This is a genomic window from Leisingera sp. M527, assembly GCF_025141525.1.
Taxonomy (GTDB): domain Bacteria; phylum Pseudomonadota; class Alphaproteobacteria; order Rhodobacterales; family Rhodobacteraceae; genus Leisingera.
In genome coordinates this window covers 147,709-166,254 of record NZ_CP081041.1, presented here as the reverse complement: position 1 = coordinate 166,254, position 18,546 = coordinate 147,709, and the positions used below count along the sequence as shown (strand labels likewise).

Here is an 18,546-nt window from a genome sequence, read left to right as displayed (position 1 = left end):
CGACATGTCCTGGATCAGCTGGGTGCTGACCTCCAACACCTTGGTCACTTTGCCGGCCCCGTTGCTAAACCGCCTGGAGGTCATCCGCCTCCCGCCAGTTTCAGTATCCGAACTAGCCGCTTTTGCCCGCCGGGAGGGGCGTAGCCGTGGACTGACGCAGGCGTCTGTCGAGGCCGTGGCCGAGGCGTTGGAAATTGCCGGACGAGGTGCGGAGCTGAACTTGCGGCATGTCATCCGGATGCTGACCAGGGGTAAAGTGATGGAGGCAGCCGGGATTCATCATTGAGCACACAGTTTTTTTCATCCGCTCAACCCACAGGAAAGGAGCCGCATTTGCCGTGCCAAGACCATTACATCACCGATGAGGCTTTGCGCATCATGGATGCGGTTCCCTGAGGTGTACGCGCGTCCACCCTGGAGCATCAAGAAGACAAGTCTGGCGTGGGGGTTCAGGCCTTGATGAGCGTGCCATCGACCGAGAAGTGGTCGTCCGACAGGAGTGGCGCGACTTCTTGATGCGCCAGAATGGCCGCCATTACCTTGCGCGACATATCGGCTGTCAGCAGCCGGTCGCGGTTTTTGGTAAACACCGTGGGAACCCAAACAGGGTCATCGATCCCGAGGCCGCCAAGCCAGCGGAACAGCAGATTATACTGCATCTGTTCCATCAGTTGCCGCTCGGAGCGGACCGAAAACAGGATTTGCAGCAGGCTGGCCCGGCTCTCGGGACATTGCTACGCAATGCCCTGACGGTGACAGATCAGCCGTTCCGGCGGGATCGAGGGGCGGCCGAAACCAGTGTAAAGTGCCTCGAAATCGGCATCCAGGCTGGCCAGCGAGTCACTCACGACCTGCCTGATCTGGCGGAGCGGGTGCCGCGCAGGGATGCGCTCTTCCAGATCGACATAGCTGAAAAGCGATCCGCTCGCTTCATCCGTCCCGCGCATCATCACCCCCGCCAAGTTGTGCTGAGGGTGAAACATGTCTCTCAGGCCGCGTCGAGCCCCGACTTCTTCAGCAGCCTGTTAAGGATTGGCACGCCGTTTTGCGAAGAGGCGAAATTCGCCTTCTCCGCCGTGCGCAGGCCGACCTCGAGGGTGGCATCTGCTTCTTCGCTGGCGATATCGAAGGACATGTTTTGAAGCTCTGATCGAATCTGCGTCCAGGTTGATGTTACACAGAGGCGCGCCACTTCTAATTGAGCGGCGTCCAAAATTCTAGCGGCTCGGTTTCCGGGTTGCCAGCAGTGAAACCCCGGTTGCGCCCCAAACTGAACAACTTGCGAGGCCCATCTGCTGCCTGCAACCCGTGACTGATTTGAATTTTGTGAATGTGTTGAATGGGGCGATGCAAGTTCTTGTTTCCTGACGCTCGTTTTCTGTCCGTTTGGGGAGTTCAATGCACCTTAAATGTTTGTTTATGAGTGGTTCTGGGGAACCTTGCCGTGCGGTGAGCTCTGAATGACCGTAGCGCTGGCTGCTCTTGGGGAGCTTTCAGAATGTTACTTGTAAGGTTGAGTGCGTTTGGGTAGCGTGCCGGGCAATGAGCTAAACTAGCAGTAGCGCAGAATGCCGAACTCCCATGCCGCGGTCACCTACCGGGTGGCGACCAGCGAAGATGATATCCCTGCCATAATCACCCTTGCTCGCGAGGCGCATGAAGAGAGCCGGTACAGGCACATCCCCTTCAGCGAGGAGAAGGTGCGCAAGCTGGCCATGAGTGCCTTTGAGGAAGGCGCGCCGCATATCGTGCTGTTGGCCTTCAAGGCGCGCGCTCCTGTAGGGATGGCCGCCTGTTCGGTCGGAGAATACCACATCGGCACCGACGTGCGGATCGCCAGCATTCAATACATCAGCGTGCCCGGAAAACTTGGCAATCCACGGACTGCGAATGCGTGGTGCCGAAATATCAGCAATGATCCCGATGTTGCGGCAGAGTGAAACACCTGCAGTAAATTTAGCAACAAATGATCTTCAGTATTGGGAAACTACGAGAATGCGATATTGCAGGGCATATAAGGAGAAAGGTGATTGAAGATGGCGATACGATTGATACTTTTGGCTGTTGTTCTTGTTTTCTCCGGGGGAGTGGGGCTTGCAAAAGAATCAGAAAATGAGTTCAAGCCGCTTTATTGTACCCTTCTGATATCCTTGCAAAGCGAATTCCCAATATCCATCGGCTGCAGCGCGACCTCTTACTCCCGAATCGACCTCTCAGGCGGTGATGTGACCATGAATAAGCTGAACAAGCTCGGCACCCCAATCTTTGGTGAGGCTTGGATTGGCAGTTTGAAGGTGCAAAATGAACTGCCTTCCAGCTTTCAGCAGTTTTCTGCCGCGTTGATGGAGTGCGCCAATGAATCTGGTTGTGACGTGTACAACGCTTCGTTGAAGGATCTGCAGTTTGCAGCTGAACTGATTGGCAATTTTGGTGTAACGAGTGCGACTTTAAAAAGAAGAGAAAATTTTGGAATAGCGAGTGCAAGCCGCATTGATATTGTGGTAGTTTCGAGCCCGAATGGCAAGCTGATTGCCTGGACGAAAAGAGTTAATGGGATCTCCTCTCGGCGCTTGATTGATTATAATTTTTCTATTTATAGGAATTAATAAATTGCCGACCATATCATATGATTCGATCACTGGACTTCCTTCAGTTGAAATTGACTTTGAGAGTGGCGACGGCCTTTCGCAACTGGGATTTCAATTTGACCAACCCTCTATTCCGGATAATTCAACTGATGGACTCCCAAGTTTCTCAGCGCATGATGTTATTTCAAGCATAGAGAAGGGCATCGCCAATTTCTCTAAGGGGCTGAAGGCGCAAGCGGATATTGTAGGGTTTGCAGCTGGAGTTATTGAGTTTAATTCTCAAGTGGGGTATAATAATCTGCAGGCAAAGATAGATTTCATCGGCCCCCTTGAGGAACCTTACCAAAGAATAGAGAGACTTGTAATAGAAAGAATTGATCAGCTAGTAGCCAGTCGCAACGAGGCATTGATTTCAAAACTTTCGGAGTTAACACAGCAGTTTCCTGTGGAGAGTAAGGCTTATCTTGCTGCATACAGCGAAGTTTATGAAAGTTATCGGTCTGAATTACTTCAAGATACTAGCGAATACAGTACTTTTTTACGTGGCGCCTACCTTTCCAGCCTCGTTTCTTCAGAAAACAAGAGTATTAATTTTTATGATGATGGAGCAAATAAGTCTTTTGAGCAGGCGTTGGAGGAGGCGGGATTTCCGGTAAACCTAATTGATCACATTCCTTCTGATCAATTAGAGGCTATTAGTTTTATTTCCCATGCTTTGGTCGCAAGAGAAATAGGTCACATAAATCGCGAGAACGGTTCCGTTGGATTTTGGTCGAATGAGCAAGGTCAGGTTGGTATAACAAACGAGAACAGCCACTACTCTAAGGATTTTTTGGATAACTACGGCAGGGTCCAAGGCCCGGCGACTTCAGCGTCGTTTAGTGCTCATGCTAGAGCTTTTGCCGATTTAATTGGTCTGGATGGCAAGTTTGGTATTCAGGGCACTTACAGCCGCGATGGAGAAGGTAAGGACGGGTTAGGCTACGATGGCCCGGATGATCGAAATCATATTGGGAACTACCTTTCTGATCGCGACAAAGATCTCGTTCCCAACATTGTTGACTTCGACGACCGAGTTGGATGGGCAGATAGAAACAGAAGCCGCGAAAAGTCGAACTCACCTGCGAGTAGTAGCGATGGCAACAGCGGCAGTTCTGGTGGACGCGGCCATGAAGGCGCCTACGGCGGCCGTGGTGAACCAGCCGGGCAATCCAAACCAATCATCCTCGCGCTTGAAACCAAAAACATAGAAATCACCGAACTCTCCCAATCCCAGGTGTTCTTTGATGGCAATGGCGACGGGCTGAAAAACCGGACAGCCTGGGCGGCGGCTGGCAACGGGGTGCTGTTTTATGACCCCGAGAATTGGGATGAGATCCAGGAAGACTGGCAGTATATCTTCACCGAATGGGATCCGTCCGCGGCGAGCGATATCGAGGCGCTGGCTTCTTACTTTGATGCCAATGGCGATGGTGTCTTTGACGCCAATGATCCGGAGTTCGGCAAATTCAAGGTGATGGTCACCTTGGACGATGGCTCAACGGTTGTGCAGACGCTGGGTCAGGCGGGAGTTGAATCCATCAACGTGGTTGCGGACACCACGCGGATAGAGCTGCCGGACGGGTCGGTGATCACTGGGCAAACGACGTTTACCAAGACTGCCGCCGCGGGCGGCGGAACCGGTATGGTCGGCGATGTCACACTGGCCGGTGACGCAGCGAGCTACCGGGTGGAGGTTGAGCAGGACACAACGGACGCCAACGGCATCCGCACGCTGGTGCAGACGGCTTACAATGCCGACGGCTCGATTGCCTTCACGATGGCCTCGGTTGCGGCGGGCGGCGGCTCGCATACTGAAAACAGCTATGACGATGACGGCGACGGGATTGTGGACCGGGTGCAAGTCATTGCAGTGTCCGCCGGAACGGGCGGCGCCCGGGTTGAGGATGTGCGGAACTATTCCGGTGCGAGCGTCACGGACGGGGTGTTTGAGAACCGCACCAAAACTACGGTCAGCACCGATGGTAAACTGACGGTGATCGAGCGCGACAGCATGGGCGGCGGCTGGTTCGATCAGCGCGAAGAGCGGGAGATCAACGGCAGCGGCAAGCAGACTATTACGGTGTCGGACCTGGCAGAGGACGGCTCGGTTCTGCAGTCTTCCACCAGCGAGATCTCAGGCGATGGGCTGACCCGCACTGAAAAGGCCGACCTCGATGGCGATGGCGATACCGATGCGGTCGAGCAGCATAGCATTGTTGAGCATACGGATGGCAGCCGGACCGAGACCTGGCTGACCGGCAATGGCAACTACGGGCCCAGCAGCAGCACAAAGCCCGGCACCCTGGCAACTTCGGTGACGATGGATGTCAGCACGGACGGGCGGCACCGCGAGACAGAAACCGACTTTGACGGCAACGGATCCGTTGACCGCAAGGAGGTGAGCGATACCACCGTGAACGGGGATGGCTCCACGGTGACGCTGAGCGAGAGCTTCAACCGGGATGACGGCCTGATCTCACGTTACCGGCAGACCCAGTCCGATGACACAATGCATGTGGTGACCGAGACCGATGCGGATGGCGAAGGCGGCTATGAGACCAAAGTGGTGGATAGCACCTCTGTGGATAGTAGCGGCGTCCGGACACAGACAGTTTCCACCTACAACAAGGACGGCTCTTTGCGGCATGCGGAAAAGACGCTGCTGGAAGATGACAAAATCACCTCGAAGGCCTGGATGGACGGCAATCGGGATGGAAGCTTTGCATCTAATGAGCGCGTTCGCGATGTGCAGGTCGATGCGGCGACACAGAACCGGATCACGGAAACCTGGGACCGGAATGCTGATGGCTCGTTCAGTGCCTACAGCCAGACGACCACAAGTGAAGACGGGTTGCGTTCCGATGTTCTGACCGACCTGGATGGCGACGGGGACACCGATCTGAAGCTGTCGGACCACACAAAGACCCTTGCAAACGGCAATACGGAACGGGTTGTTCAGACCAAAAGCGCAAGCAATGCGACGCTGAGCGAGGTAACGACGGAAACCCGGGACACTGGCCTCCACAGCACCACCTGGAATGACCGGGACGGGGATGGTGCCACAGATTTCAAAACCATCGAATATATCTCGCCGGAAGCGGATGGCAGCACGCTGCACAATATCCGGGTGTTTTCAGAAGACGGGACGCTGCTGACCAAGACAATCACCACGGAAAGCGCCGACCGCCGGACGGTGACCACCGAGTACGATTATGATGGCGATAGCGCGGGCGGCGGCACGCAGTTTGACCGGATTGTAACGCAAACCGAAGATGCGAGCGGGGCCATCACGGTCACTGATCAACGTTTCTACAATGATGGAGCCCTTGCCTCTGAGACCGTATCAACAGTGTCGGCTGACGGGCTGGTCCGGACGGTGTCTGCGGATATCAATGGTGACGGAACAGACGAGACCGTGGAGGAGGCCACCACCACGCTGCATTCGGATGGCCGGCGTACAGTTGATGCCATAGTTTCCAATGCAGACGGCAGCTTGAGAAGCCAATCGTTTGAAACGGTCAGCGCCAATGGCCGGGAGATGCTGGTCAAAAGGGATGATGACGGCGACGGAGAGTTTGAGAGTGCTCTGCGGACCACGACGGAGTTCTTGGCGAATGGGCAAACCGTAACATCCGTTCAGTTGGAGGATGCCCAAGGCAATAAACTCAGCAAGACGCAAACCAGAGTGGACGCGGATGGCCTGAGAACAGTTGTCAAATTCAATGAGGACGGGGACAATGATTTCGACCTCATTGAGACAACGGAAACCGCTATTTGGAACGATGGCACAACGGTTTCAACTGTCACGGTGACCGACGCGGGCGGCGACCCGCGCAGCGAAACGAAAATCACCACCAGCGACGACGGCCGGGAAGTCACAACAGACTTTGACCTGGACGGTAACGGGGGCACCGACCGGCGCGAGCATGCGGTCGAGGCCGATGATGGTGTGGTCACCCGGACGGTGACCGGTTTTGGCGCCAATGAGGCCGACATTCAAAGCCGGACTGTCACCGCAACCAGCGCAAATGGGCTGGTGTCGCAAACCGAAAGCGATGCGGACGGCGACGGTGCGTTCGAGAGGGTCTACCACACCGAAACCAAGCTGGAAACTGATGGGTCCACGGAGACCACGACGGTCAGCGGCACTAGCGGCACTATTGCAGCGGATCCGAGCCAGGGATTTGCCAAGGATGTTGTCATCACTTCGGGCGACGGGCTGACGACCACAACCAAGACCGATCTCAACAACGATGGCACATTCGAGCGCCGCACCACCGTGCTCGAGGAACTGGCCGGTAATGGCGATGTTACACTGACCACCGAGGTCAAGGCGGCTAACAATTCCACTATTCTGAGCGAAGAGGTCAAGACTACGGCCGATGGCAAGACAGTCACCACCGGTTTTGACGCCGACGGCAATGGAGAACTTGATGCCAAGACCACTGCAACGCTAGGTGGTGATGGCACCCGCACCGCGACGACGGTCTATTATGCTGACAGCGGCGTGCAGATCTCCGAGGCCGAGGAGAGCGTCAGCGGCGACGGGCTGAGAAGCAGCTACAGCTTTGACAGCAACGGCGACGGCTTTGCAGATCTGCTCAGCTCCAGCGAGACCGAACTGGCGGAGGACGGCAGCCGGACTACGGTCACCGAGCACCGTGAAGGCAATTACAGCAGTATTGGCCGAGAGGAATACTGGGTCAGTGATGACGGTTACGAGCGCACTGCCGAACTGGACCTGGATGGCGATGGCATCAGCGAGTTCCGCTCGACCGTTGCCACCAGCTATGGGTCCGATGGCAGCACAAATCGCGTTGCGGAATCCATTGGCTCCACACACACACGAACATCGAGTGTTGCAAGCACGCTGACCGGCAATGGCCTGATGTTCAGCGAAAAGACGGACATGGATGGCGACGGCCATGACGACCGGCATGAGCTGCGCAGCGACAGGGCTGGCGGCGGGTCAACCTGGGAGGCCCTGGAGTTCAGCAATGGCGGCGGTCTGCAGCGCAAGGTGACGGTTGAAACCGCAGATGACGAGCGCAGCCAAGTCACGGAGATTGACAGGGACGGCGACGGCCAGATCGATCAATCCCTGGAGTGGCGGCTGGAGAGCGACAATTCCACCACGCGTGTTTCCCGGGATCTGGGGCGCTATGGCAGCGTAGAGGCCGAAGTCCGCTCCAGCACCTCCGCCAATGGAATGGTTCAGGCGACCGAGTTCGACCAGGACGGCGACGGCATCACAGATTTTGAACGGCGGGTTGAAGTCAGTTTCAGCGGTGATGGGAGCATTCCTCTTGCCGGGGCAATCGACACTTCTTTCAGTACGGAGCGGCCTGTGCATAAGGCCGGTGACCGGGTCACGGAGATTTCTGAGATCACCGGCGGCCGGGACACTTACAGGGAAGTGGTTGTTGAAGCGGCTGACGGTCTGAGCGCGCATTCCTATTTCGATATCGACGGCGATGGTGTCTTTGACGGGGAGGCTGACCGCCAGGTCATTTTGCACAACAACGGCAGCCGTACGATCGAGGAGACGACACGCTATAGCGACGGAGACCTGCGCTCAAGCTATGAGGAAAAGATCAGTGCTGACGGGCGCAGTGTCACGACGGAGCAGGACTTCGACGGCAACGGCGTTGCCGATCTGGAAACCGAGTGGACCCTACGCTCTGATGGCCAGGAAGTGCTGGTTGAACGGTCCTTCAACGAAGGTGGCACACATCTGAACACCGCGGTGACCACAACCTCGGCGGACGGGCTGACCACCACTTATGTGGTTGACGGTGTGGAGCAGGTGATCACCCGCTCCGCCGTCGGGAATGGCAGCTACACCTGGGACAATGGCGAAGAAGCGAGCCTTTCGAATTATCATTCAAACGTCAAACATGAAGTTGATGGGCTTGGATTTGAGACCTGGATCTTTACAAAAATTGAGCAAACCCAAGTCACAGTACCGACTTACAATGAAGACCCTCCTCACAATCGAAATGGAACTACCACTTCGATACGAGAGCAAGAAGCTGTGTTTTCGGCTACCCTAGATGCAGCGGCCAAAGAGCGTGTTCTGACAGAAGCGGCCAACATCTATGACACCGTTCTTGACCGGGACATGGAGTATGCCGAAGCGGAAGAACTGGTTGAATACATAAAAAACAACCAGCTGGATACCGAGGCGCTCACGGATGCTCTGATCGAGTCGGGCGAGTTCGCAGTCCGCTACGGCGATATGAGCGATGCTGAGTTCATCACCCAGATCCATGTAAACAGCTACGACCGTGCCCCCTCACTGGAGGAACTGGACGACAGCCTCACCAACTTGAGCGACGGGACGCTGACCAGAACCGGCCTGGCGGTTGATTTGGCTCAGTCCGTTGAACATCAGGCGGTGGGCAATACCCACAGGATCACCAACAATTTCGATGCCATTCTGGACCCTGCCGAATACGAACGGGTTCTGGACAAGTCCTATGTCGAAGCGCAGATCAAGCGGCTTGTGGACACGGTTTATGACCGCGATGCAACGGAGGCGGAACTTTCAGAACTTTCCCGTCGGCTGATGTCCGGTGAGGAAGACCTGAAGCTCGACGACATTGCTGCCACCCTGCTGGGGCAGAAAGGGGACATCAATGGCGTGTCCACGTCGAGCCTTTACGGGTTGCAGAATGCAGATCTGATCCGGCAGGCCTATTTGAATACTCTGGGAAGAGAACCCGACCCCGAGGAATTGGAGACCTGGTACCAGCACATCACCAGCGGCCGGATCACCAAGGCTCAGTTTGTTGCATCGCTGTCCGAAAGCTCAGAGCATCTTGGTGCCGGGAATGTTCATCTGGATACCGGCCCAAACGATAGCGTTGAAATCTACGGCTCAAGTTCAGCCGAGACCCTCACCGGGACTGCAGGCGGCGACATTTTCCACGGGCTGGCAGGCGACGATACTCTGCTAGGCGGTATTGGCAGTGATACTTACATTTGGGCGCCTCATCACGGCAATGATGAGATCGGCGATGGCGGCACATCCTTGATTGAGCAGGACCGGCTGGTGCTGACGGGGGTGATCCAGGATCAGGTCGAGCTTCGCCGTGAAGTCTCAGATGTGAGCAGCGATGGGTACGATGAGCTGCTCATCAAGGTTACGATCAATGGTTTTACGGAGACCATTACAGTCAAGGACCAATACAATAACAATCATGGGCTGGAGGCGATTGAGTTTGGCGACGGATCCGTCTGGTACCTTGAGGATATCCTGAAGAACACCATCGCCAAGGGGAACGAAAGCGCACAAACGCTGCAGGGCACTTACCGTGCGGACAATATCGAGGGGAAAGGTGGCAATGACACTATTTCCACGGGCGATGGCGACGACAGCCTTACCGGCGGCACAGGAGATGACCTGCTGCAGGGGGGGGATGGCAGCGACACGTACTACTGGTCCTTTGAGCAAGGCGGCGAGGACGAAATCAATGATTCCGGCCAGTCGCTGACAGAACTGGACAGGCTGGTTTTGGAAGATGTCAGCCAGGACCAAGTCAAGCTCCGGCGCGAGGCTTCTGATACAGTTGGTGACGGTCTGGATGAGCTGTACATCGACATCAAAAAGGACGACGACAGCGAAACCGAAACAATCAAAGTTCAGAACCACTTCCACGATGACCATGGCCTGGAGGTGATTGAGTTCTCCGATGGCAGCACCTGGACGCTCGACGATATTCTCAGGAAAACAAAGGCGCAGGGCACGTCGGGCAGTAATGACCTGGCCGGTACCTACCGTTCCGACAATATCAAAGGGTTCGGTGGCGCCGACACGATCAAAAGCGGGGATGGGGACGACACGCTAACCGGCGGCCGGGGTGATGACACACTAAAGGGTGAGCAAGGCGTAGACACCTATGTGTGGCGCAGCGGCGACGGAAATGATCTCATCCATGACGATGCCAGCTCATTGATCGAACACGACTTACTGCTTCTGGAGGGCGTGAATTCGTCCGCTGTAAAACTATCGCGGGAACAAGGGTCGCTTGACCTGAAAATCGAAATTACCAGTACCGTTGATGGTGAAACTATCATTGAAACCATTACAGTTCATAACCAGTTCTGGGCACTGACGGAAAACCCGGGAATTGAGCGGATCCAGTTTGACGATGGTGAGGTCTGGGACCTGCAAAAAATCTTCACCGAGTCGGTGCTGAGTGGCGATTCCACGAGTGAAAGCCTGACCGGAACAGAGCGGCCGGACAATCTCGAAGGAGACAGCGGGAACGATGAGCTGTCAGCCGGCAAGGGAGATGATACGCTTTCCGGCGACGGCGGAAATGATCTTTTGCAGGGCGGGGATGGCAGCGACATCTACGTTTGGAAGTACGCAGAGGGTAGCGACACTATTGATGATGCTTCCGCATCGCTTGCGGATTATGACCGCCTGAGCCTGATAAATGTTACTCAGACAGACGTGTCCCTGACCAAAGACGGCAGTGACCTCAAAATCTCATTTGCAGGGACGAATAAAGAGATCACGGTTCTGAATCAGTTTGCGAATTCGCAGAGCGGTCAGGGCCTTGAGATCATTACCTTCGAGGACGGCTCCTTTATTGAATTGGACAAGTCAGATGTCGCGACCGTTTCGTGGACGGGAGGCTCTGGTGGTGACTATCGAAACGGCTGGTCTTACCAGGACGTGATGACGGGCAAAGGCGGAGACGATGCGCTGTTTGGCGGCGCAGGAGACGACACCCTGACTGGCGGCGATGGCGTGGACACGCTGAAAGGCGGGCTTGGTTCCGATACCTATATTTGGCGCAACGGTGACAAAAGCGACTTCATCCACGACAACGCCAGCTCTCTGACCGATACTGATGTACTGCATTTGTCAGACGTGAACTCTTCGGACGTGAATCTGTTCCGCGAACAAGGCTCACTGGATCTGAAGATCAAGGTCTCCGACGACGAAACATTGACGGTTCACAACCAGTTCTGGGCAACATCGGATAACCCGGGGATCGAGAGGATTGAGTTCGCAGACGGCGAGATCTGGGACCAGCAGCAGATATTTGCTGAAACAACACTGCGGGGCAGCGGTGCCGGTGAGACGCTGAATGGAACTGAACGCGCTGACAATATCGAAGGCGCGGGTGGTGCGGATTCCATCGTCGGCAACGGCGGGAATGACACGCTGATGGGGGGCAAAGGTGCCGACACCCTAAAGGGCGGCAGTGGAGTGGACACGTATATCTGGCGCCGCGGTGACGGCGATGATTTCATTTACGACAACGTCAGCTCGCTGATCGAAGCTGATGTGCTGGTGCTATCGAATGTGAACCCGGCGGATGTGACCTTGAAACGGGAACAGGGCTCGATCGATTTGCTGATCGAGATTCCCAATGGTACCGAAACCGAGACGCTGACCATTCACAACCAGTTCTGGGCGCCAACCGACAATCCAGGTATTGAAAAAATCCAGTTTGACGACGGGACGATCTGGCATCTGGGTGACATCCTCGCCGAGACCACCCTCAAAGGTTCGGGCAGTGCTGAGGCACTGACCGGGACCGGGCGTTCGGACAACATCAAGGGACGGGGTGGAGCTGATACCATCACCTCCGGCGACGGTGATGACAATCTGACTGGCGGCGGCGGCGCCGATTTGGTCAGAGGCCAGACCGGCAGCGATACCTATTTCTGGTCCGTGAACGATGGTAACGACACGATTGATGACGCGGTCACATCGCAACTGGAATGGGATCAGTTGCGCCTGACCGGGGTGAACCCGGCGGATGTGTCATTGTCGAGGATCGGTGCAGATTTGATCATCACCGTCAGCCAGAGCGGTGAGAGGATCACACTTCTCAATGAGCTTGAAAACCTGACGAACGGCAAAGGGCTGGAGGCCATCGTCTTTGAGGATGGCACAGTTTGGGATGCGGAGCATCTTCTCTCCGAGGTGCGCATCGAAGGTGATGGCACTTCAAACACGATCAATGGGTCAGTCTGGCAAGATAAGATCTATGGGTATGGCGGCAGCGATACTCTGAATGGCGGTGCCGGCAATGATACGCTCTATGGCGGTGCAGGGAGTGATAGCATTTCCGCAGGAAGCGGCACCGATTACGCAAGCAACCTGGCTTACGGCGGGTCGGGCAATGATACGCTTATCGGAGCCAACGGCTGGGACACGCTCTATGGCGGTACCGGAGACGACCTTCTTGACGGCGGCAATGACTTGGACAGTTCCGACCGAGACTCCCTGTTTGGCGGTGACGGGAACGACACTCTGAGATCCGGGCAGACCATTGCAGTAAGTGCCGGCTTCCAATCCCAGGGCGATCATCTCTATGGCGAAAACGGAGATGACCTGCTGCAGGGCGGCCTGGCGGATGACGCCCTGTGGGGCGGCGCAGACAATGACAGCCTGGAAGGCAGCGCGGGGCATGACACGCTCGATGGCGGCAGCGGGCGGGATACCCTTCTTGGCGGCAGCGGTAATGATACGCTGCTGGGCGGAACCGGAGGCGATGAACTCAATGGGGGTTCTGGCACCGATGAGGCCGCGTACTGGGGCGCTTCGTCAGCAGTGCTAGCGGACCTGCAAACGGCTTCCAGCAATAGTGGCGACGCCGCCGGCGACAGCTATGTGTCGGTCGAAAACCTCTCTGGCTCCTCTCACAATGACACCCTTCTGGGCGACAGTAGCAGCAACAAGATCTGGGGCCGGGACGGCGCCGACTCTATACGCGGGCGCGACGGGGCTGACACCGTTTATGGCGGGGAAGGCAATGACACCTTGAATGGGGGTGACGGCAACGACCGGCTTGAAGGCGGCAGCGGGGCTGACCGGCTTTACGACGGTGCCGGTGATGACACGCTTATTGGCGGGGATGGTGACGACTACCTGCGAAGTGACACTGGCACCGACATATTTGACGGCGGTGCTGGGTCGGACACCGTTTCCTATTATGGGCATACCTCAGGTGTAACCGTGAATCTGGAAACAGGCGAAACCGACAGTGGTGATGCATACATCAATATTGAAAACCTAACGGGGTCGAACACCGCCGCGGACAATCTGACTGGCAATTCAAACGGCAACCGTCTTGAAGGTCTGGGCGGCGATGACACGCTGTCGGGCGGCCGTGGCAGCGACACGCTTTCTGGCGGCGGCGGCGATGATTTCCTCCACGCTGATAGTGGCGCCGACAACTTCTACGGCGGGACCGGCAACGATACAGTTTCGTACTTCGGCCGCGGTTCCGGTGTGTCGGTCAACTTGGACACTGGCGCAAATAGCAGCAACGATAGCTACAACAGCATCGAAAACCTGCAAGGATCTGATGCAGGCAGCGACAGTCTGACCGGTACGTCGGGCAGCAACTTGCTTGAAGGTCTTGGCGGCAGCGATGAGCTGTTTGGCCTCGATGGCGAGGACACATTGCAAGGCGGATCTGGCAGCGACAGCCTTGAGGGTGGCGGCGGCAACGACCACCTAGAGGGCGGGAAAGGCGCGGATTCGCTTGTGGGCGGGTTGGGCAATGACACATTGTTCGCGTCTGCAGCAGGTGAGAATGACTATGGCAGAGACACTTTGGATGGCGGTGCGGGAGACGACATCCTCTATGGGGCCAATCTAAATCAAAGCCTTAACGGTGGCGATGGAAATGACACTATCTACGGTGGTGATGATTTCGGAACAGCGGACCGGGACACTCTGTTTGGCGGTGACGGGAACGACAAACTCTATTCTCAGCAACTGGTGGCCCCTGACGCAGGCTTCGAACACAAAGGTGATAGCCTCGATGGAGGTGCAGGCAATGACACGCTTTATGCCGGTGCGGCCTATGATGTTCTGATTGGCAGCTCTGGTACTGACCAGGTGAGCTATGAACAAGCCACCGCTGGCGTTAAGGCAGACCTGCAGAATACGGGCAGTAACACCGGATTTGCTGCAGGCGACAGCTACAGCAGCATTGAGCATTTGTATGGCTCGCAATATTCCGATGACCTGCGTGGAAATGGCCTCGACAATAAGCTTTGGGGCGATGCGGGTGACGACAAGTTATTCGGTTACGGCGGTAATGACACGCTTTATGGAGGCAGCGGCAACGATCAACTGTGGGCAAATGGCGGCAGCAGCAACTTGTTGGATGGCGGGTCTGGAACTGACAGAGCGTACTACGCGGATGCGGCAGCTGGGATCACCGCGGATCTGCAGAATGAAGATTTCAATGCGGGTGCCGCATCGGGAGATCGATATGTCAGTGTCGAGGATTTCTACGGATCGAACCATGCTGACAAGTTGTACGGAGACGAGAAGGCAAATAACCTGCATGGCGGCAATGGAAGCGGGGATGACAAGCTTTACGGCCGCGACGGGAACGACACTTTAAGTGGCGGTGATGGGCACGATACCCTGATTGGTGGCAGCGGAGCTGACGTTCTGAATGGGGGCGCCGGTCAGGATCAGGTGAGCTATGAAGGCTCGGGGTCGTCGGTTAATATCGATCTGACTGCGGGCACTGCTTCCGGCGGCCACGCTGATGGCGATACGCTGATCTCCATTGAAGGGCTGCTGGGTTCGGACTTTGGAGATACTCTGAACGGCAATGGCGGAAACAACACCCTGTTCGGTTCAGGCGGTGATGACTCGCTTGTTGGCGGGGGAGGAAACGACAGCCTTGATGGCGGCAGCGGCAAAGACAGCCTCTATGGCGGCAGCGGCAACGACACCCTAGCCGGTGGAGAAGGCAATGATTACCTGCGCGATGAAAGCGGGGCTGATACCTTTGACGGCGGCGGCGGCTCGGACACCGTATCTTATTACGGTCATGGCAGCGGCGTGACCGTCAACCTGGAGACCGGCGCCAACAACAGCGGCGATACATATGTCAGCATTGAAAACTTGCTGGGCTCAAATGTTGCTGCGGACAACCTGACCGGAAGTGTGGGGAGCAACCGCCTGGAGGGACGGGGCGGTGATGACCGGCTTACAGGGCTGGCAGGAAACGATACTTTGCACGGGGGAGAGGGCGCCGACGATCTGGACGGGAATGAAGGCGATGACAAGCTGTATGGCGGTGCAGGCAATGACACGCTGTACGGTGGTTCTGGTGCTGACAGGCTGGAAGGCAGCGATGGCAACGACCGCCTCTATGGCAATTCCGGCAACGACACCCTCGAAGGCGGTGCTGGCAATGACTATCTGCGCGACGAAAGCGGGGCTGACACTTTCGACGGCGGCGATGGCTCCGATACCGTGTCCTACTACGGGCATGGCAATGGTGTGACCGTGAACCTGGACACCGGTTCCAACAACAGCGGCGATACTTATGTCAGCATCGAGAACATTATCGGGTCGAACGCTGCCGCCGACCATCTGACAGGCAGCTCTACTGCAAACCGGATCGAAGGCAAGGGTGGCAACGACACGCTCTTCGGTCTGGGCGGTGATGACCGCCTGGACGGCGGGAGTGCCGATGACCGGCTCTATGGCGGCGGTGGCAGCGACACACTTTTGGGCGGCGATGGAAACGATTACCTGCGCGACGAAAGCGGGGCCGATACTTACAATGGCGGCGCGGGTTCCGATACTGTCTCCTACTACGGCCATGGCAGCGGCGTGACCGTGAACCTGGAAACTGGTGCCAACAACAGCGGTGATACATATGTCGGCATCGAGCACCTGATGGGATCAAACAAGGCAGGTGATGACCTGACTGGCGATGCGGGTGGCAATGAACTGCTGGGCCTCGCAGGCAACGACACGCTTTCAGGCGGTGATGGTGCCGACACTCTGTCGGGGGGAGATGGAAATGACCTCCTTTCGGGGGGAAAAGGCACCGACTCGTTGGATGGCGGTGCGGGTAATGACACGATCTACGCCTCCGCATCGGGCAAAAACGACTATGGCAGCGACACACTGGAAGGCGGTGCGGGCGACGACGTCCTGTATGGTGCGAATTCAAGGCAGAGCCTGAACGGCGGTGACGGTAACGACACCATCTATGGCGGTGATGATTTCGGAACTGCCGACAAGGATACGCTCAAAGGCGGCGCTGGTGACGACCTGCTTGAGTCTGGTCAGACCGGGGCCACAGATGCGGCGCATCAGGTAAACGGCGATGACATGTATGGTGAAGCGGGTAATGATACGCTCCAGGGCGGCACGGCCAATGACCGTCTCTACGGCGGCGATGGCCATGACCGGCTTTATGGCAGCGACGGGGATGACACCCTGCACGGCGATGCCAACAATGACTACCTCTATGGTGGTGAAGGCAACGACGTGCTGGATGGCGGCTCAGGCTACGACCGGGTGCATTTTGTCAATTCCGCTGCGGCGGTTGCGGTCGATCTGACTGCTGGCACGGCCACTGGCAGCAGTGCTGGCACTGACACGCTGATCTCGATTGAGCATGTCAATGCCTCTGCCCACAATGACACTCTGACCGGTAGCGCGGGTAATGACCGGCTGCACGGGCTGGATGGCAACGACAAGCTCTACGGCAAGGACGGTAACGATACCTTCGAAGGCGGTAGCGGCAACGACTCTCTTTTTGGTGACAGCGGCAATGACAAGTTGCTGGCTGGCGATGGCGACGATTTCCTGCGTGGCGGCAGCGGCGCAGATACTCTGGACGGCGGAACCGGGCGTGACCGGGTAAATTATGCGAATTCCACTGCGGGCGTGACTGTTAACTTGACCACCGGCATTGGAAGCGGCGGCGATGCACAGGGCGACACCCTTAGCAGTATCGAGCGGATCTGGGGGTCCGACCATGGCGACGCTCTGACAGGTGACGGCAGCGCCAACGACCTGTGGGGATTGAAGGGTGATGACCGGCTTGTTGGCGAAGCGGGCAATGACACGCTCTATGGTGGTGAAGGTGCTGATACATTGATCGGCGGCACCGGCTCCGACTCGCTGAATGGCGGCGATGGCACCGACTTGGTCACCTATGAAAATGCGGGTGCCTCGGTGACTGTTGACCTGACCGGCAGTTCTGCAAACGCAGGACATGCTGCCGGGGACGTTCTGACCAATATCGAAAACCTCAAAGGCAGCAGCAAGGCGGATACTTTGAAGGGCGACACTGGCGCAAACGTTGTCTGGGGCGCACAGGGCAGCGACTCTCTCCGGGGTAACGGCGGTAATGACACGCTTTATGGCGGCAGCCAGAATGACACGGTTTACGGTGACAGTGGCAACGACAGTCTCCTGGGTGATGGCGGGGATGACTCGTTAATCGGCGGTGGTGGCAAGGATACCCTTAGCGGCGGCAACCACGATGACACGCTGCGCGGCGGCAATGCCAATGATATTCTGATTGGCGGCAGCGGCGCCGATACCTTTGTCTTTGAGCGCGGTTTCGACCGTGATGTCGTCAATGATTTTGCCAACAACAGCGACACGATCGAACTGCGCGGCATGGGGTTTGCGAATGTCTCGAAGGCTCTGGATAAGGCAACGGAAGTCGGCGGCGATGTGGTTTTTGACTTTGGCGATGGTGACACGCTGACCGTTCTGAACACCAACATCTCTGCGCTACAGGATGATATTATCCTGACCTGAGGCGGGGCAGTAAACGTACGCGCCCTTCAGCCTCAATCAATGTACTGGTGCAGAGTTTTGGGGAAGTTCGAACCGGCATGAAAATGATCCTCTTTGATGTGGGACCGGCTTCCATTGGGGACTTGTTCTACTACTCGGTCCAGCCTGTTCCGAAATAGATCAGGAGCAGGCATTAAGATGCTGGTGCGGAAACGGTTGCGAAGATCGCATGTTGGGTTCATCTTGTGAGTTCAAGGTGATAGCTGGAATCCCAGAGTAACCCGACATTCCCGTCCTGCAAGACCAGAAGCTGGCCGAACTACAACGAAGCGTTTTGGCTCACTGACGATCTGGTTCGGTCCAGAT

Annotated in this window: 6 protein-coding genes and 1 pseudogene; 5 read left to right on the top strand and 2 right to left on the bottom strand. The window is 56.6% G+C overall.

The window, feature by feature from the left end:
* Positions 1-4 precede the first annotated feature (4 nt).
* Positions 5-286, top strand: coding sequence for a hypothetical protein (locus K3555_RS23805; RefSeq protein WP_260009116.1), 282 nt, complete (start codon positions 5-7; stop codon positions 284-286).
* 166 nt (positions 287-452) lie between these two features.
* On the opposite strand, the pseudogene K3555_RS23800 reads toward K3555_RS23805, so the two are convergent.
* Positions 453-947, bottom strand: a pseudogene (locus tag K3555_RS23800) (transposase); the annotation flags it as partial.
* A gap of 41 nt (positions 948-988) precedes the next feature.
* A complete protein-coding gene (locus K3555_RS23795) occupies positions 989-1,135 on the bottom strand; it encodes a hypothetical protein (RefSeq protein WP_260009113.1) in 147 nt (48 codons plus the stop codon).
* A 433-nt stretch (positions 1,136-1,568) separates the two neighbouring features.
* Between K3555_RS23795 and K3555_RS23790 the strand changes: the two genes are divergently transcribed.
* The 4 genes from K3555_RS23790 (at position 1,569) to K3555_RS24920 (ending at position 18,201) form a co-directional block, all read left to right on the top strand.
* Positions 1,569-1,940 carry a hypothetical protein gene (locus K3555_RS23790; protein WP_260009110.1) on the top strand — a complete coding sequence of 124 codons (372 nt, stop codon included), beginning with the start codon at positions 1,569-1,571 and terminating at the stop codon, positions 1,938-1,940.
* 96 nt (positions 1,941-2,036) lie between these two features.
* Entirely contained in the window at positions 2,037-2,606 is a 570-nt protein-coding gene (locus K3555_RS23785) for a hypothetical protein (protein WP_260009108.1), read from the top strand.
* A 968-nt stretch (positions 2,607-3,574) separates the two neighbouring features.
* Entirely contained in the window at positions 3,575-3,838 is a 264-nt protein-coding gene (locus K3555_RS23780) for a hypothetical protein (RefSeq protein ID WP_260009106.1), read from the top strand.
* Positions 3,839-3,864: 26 nt separating this feature from the next.
* A complete protein-coding gene (locus K3555_RS24920; protein WP_311200062.1) occupies positions 3,865-18,201 on the top strand; it encodes a calcium-binding protein in 14,337 nt (4,778 codons plus the stop codon).
* Positions 18,202-18,546 lie beyond the last annotated feature (345 nt).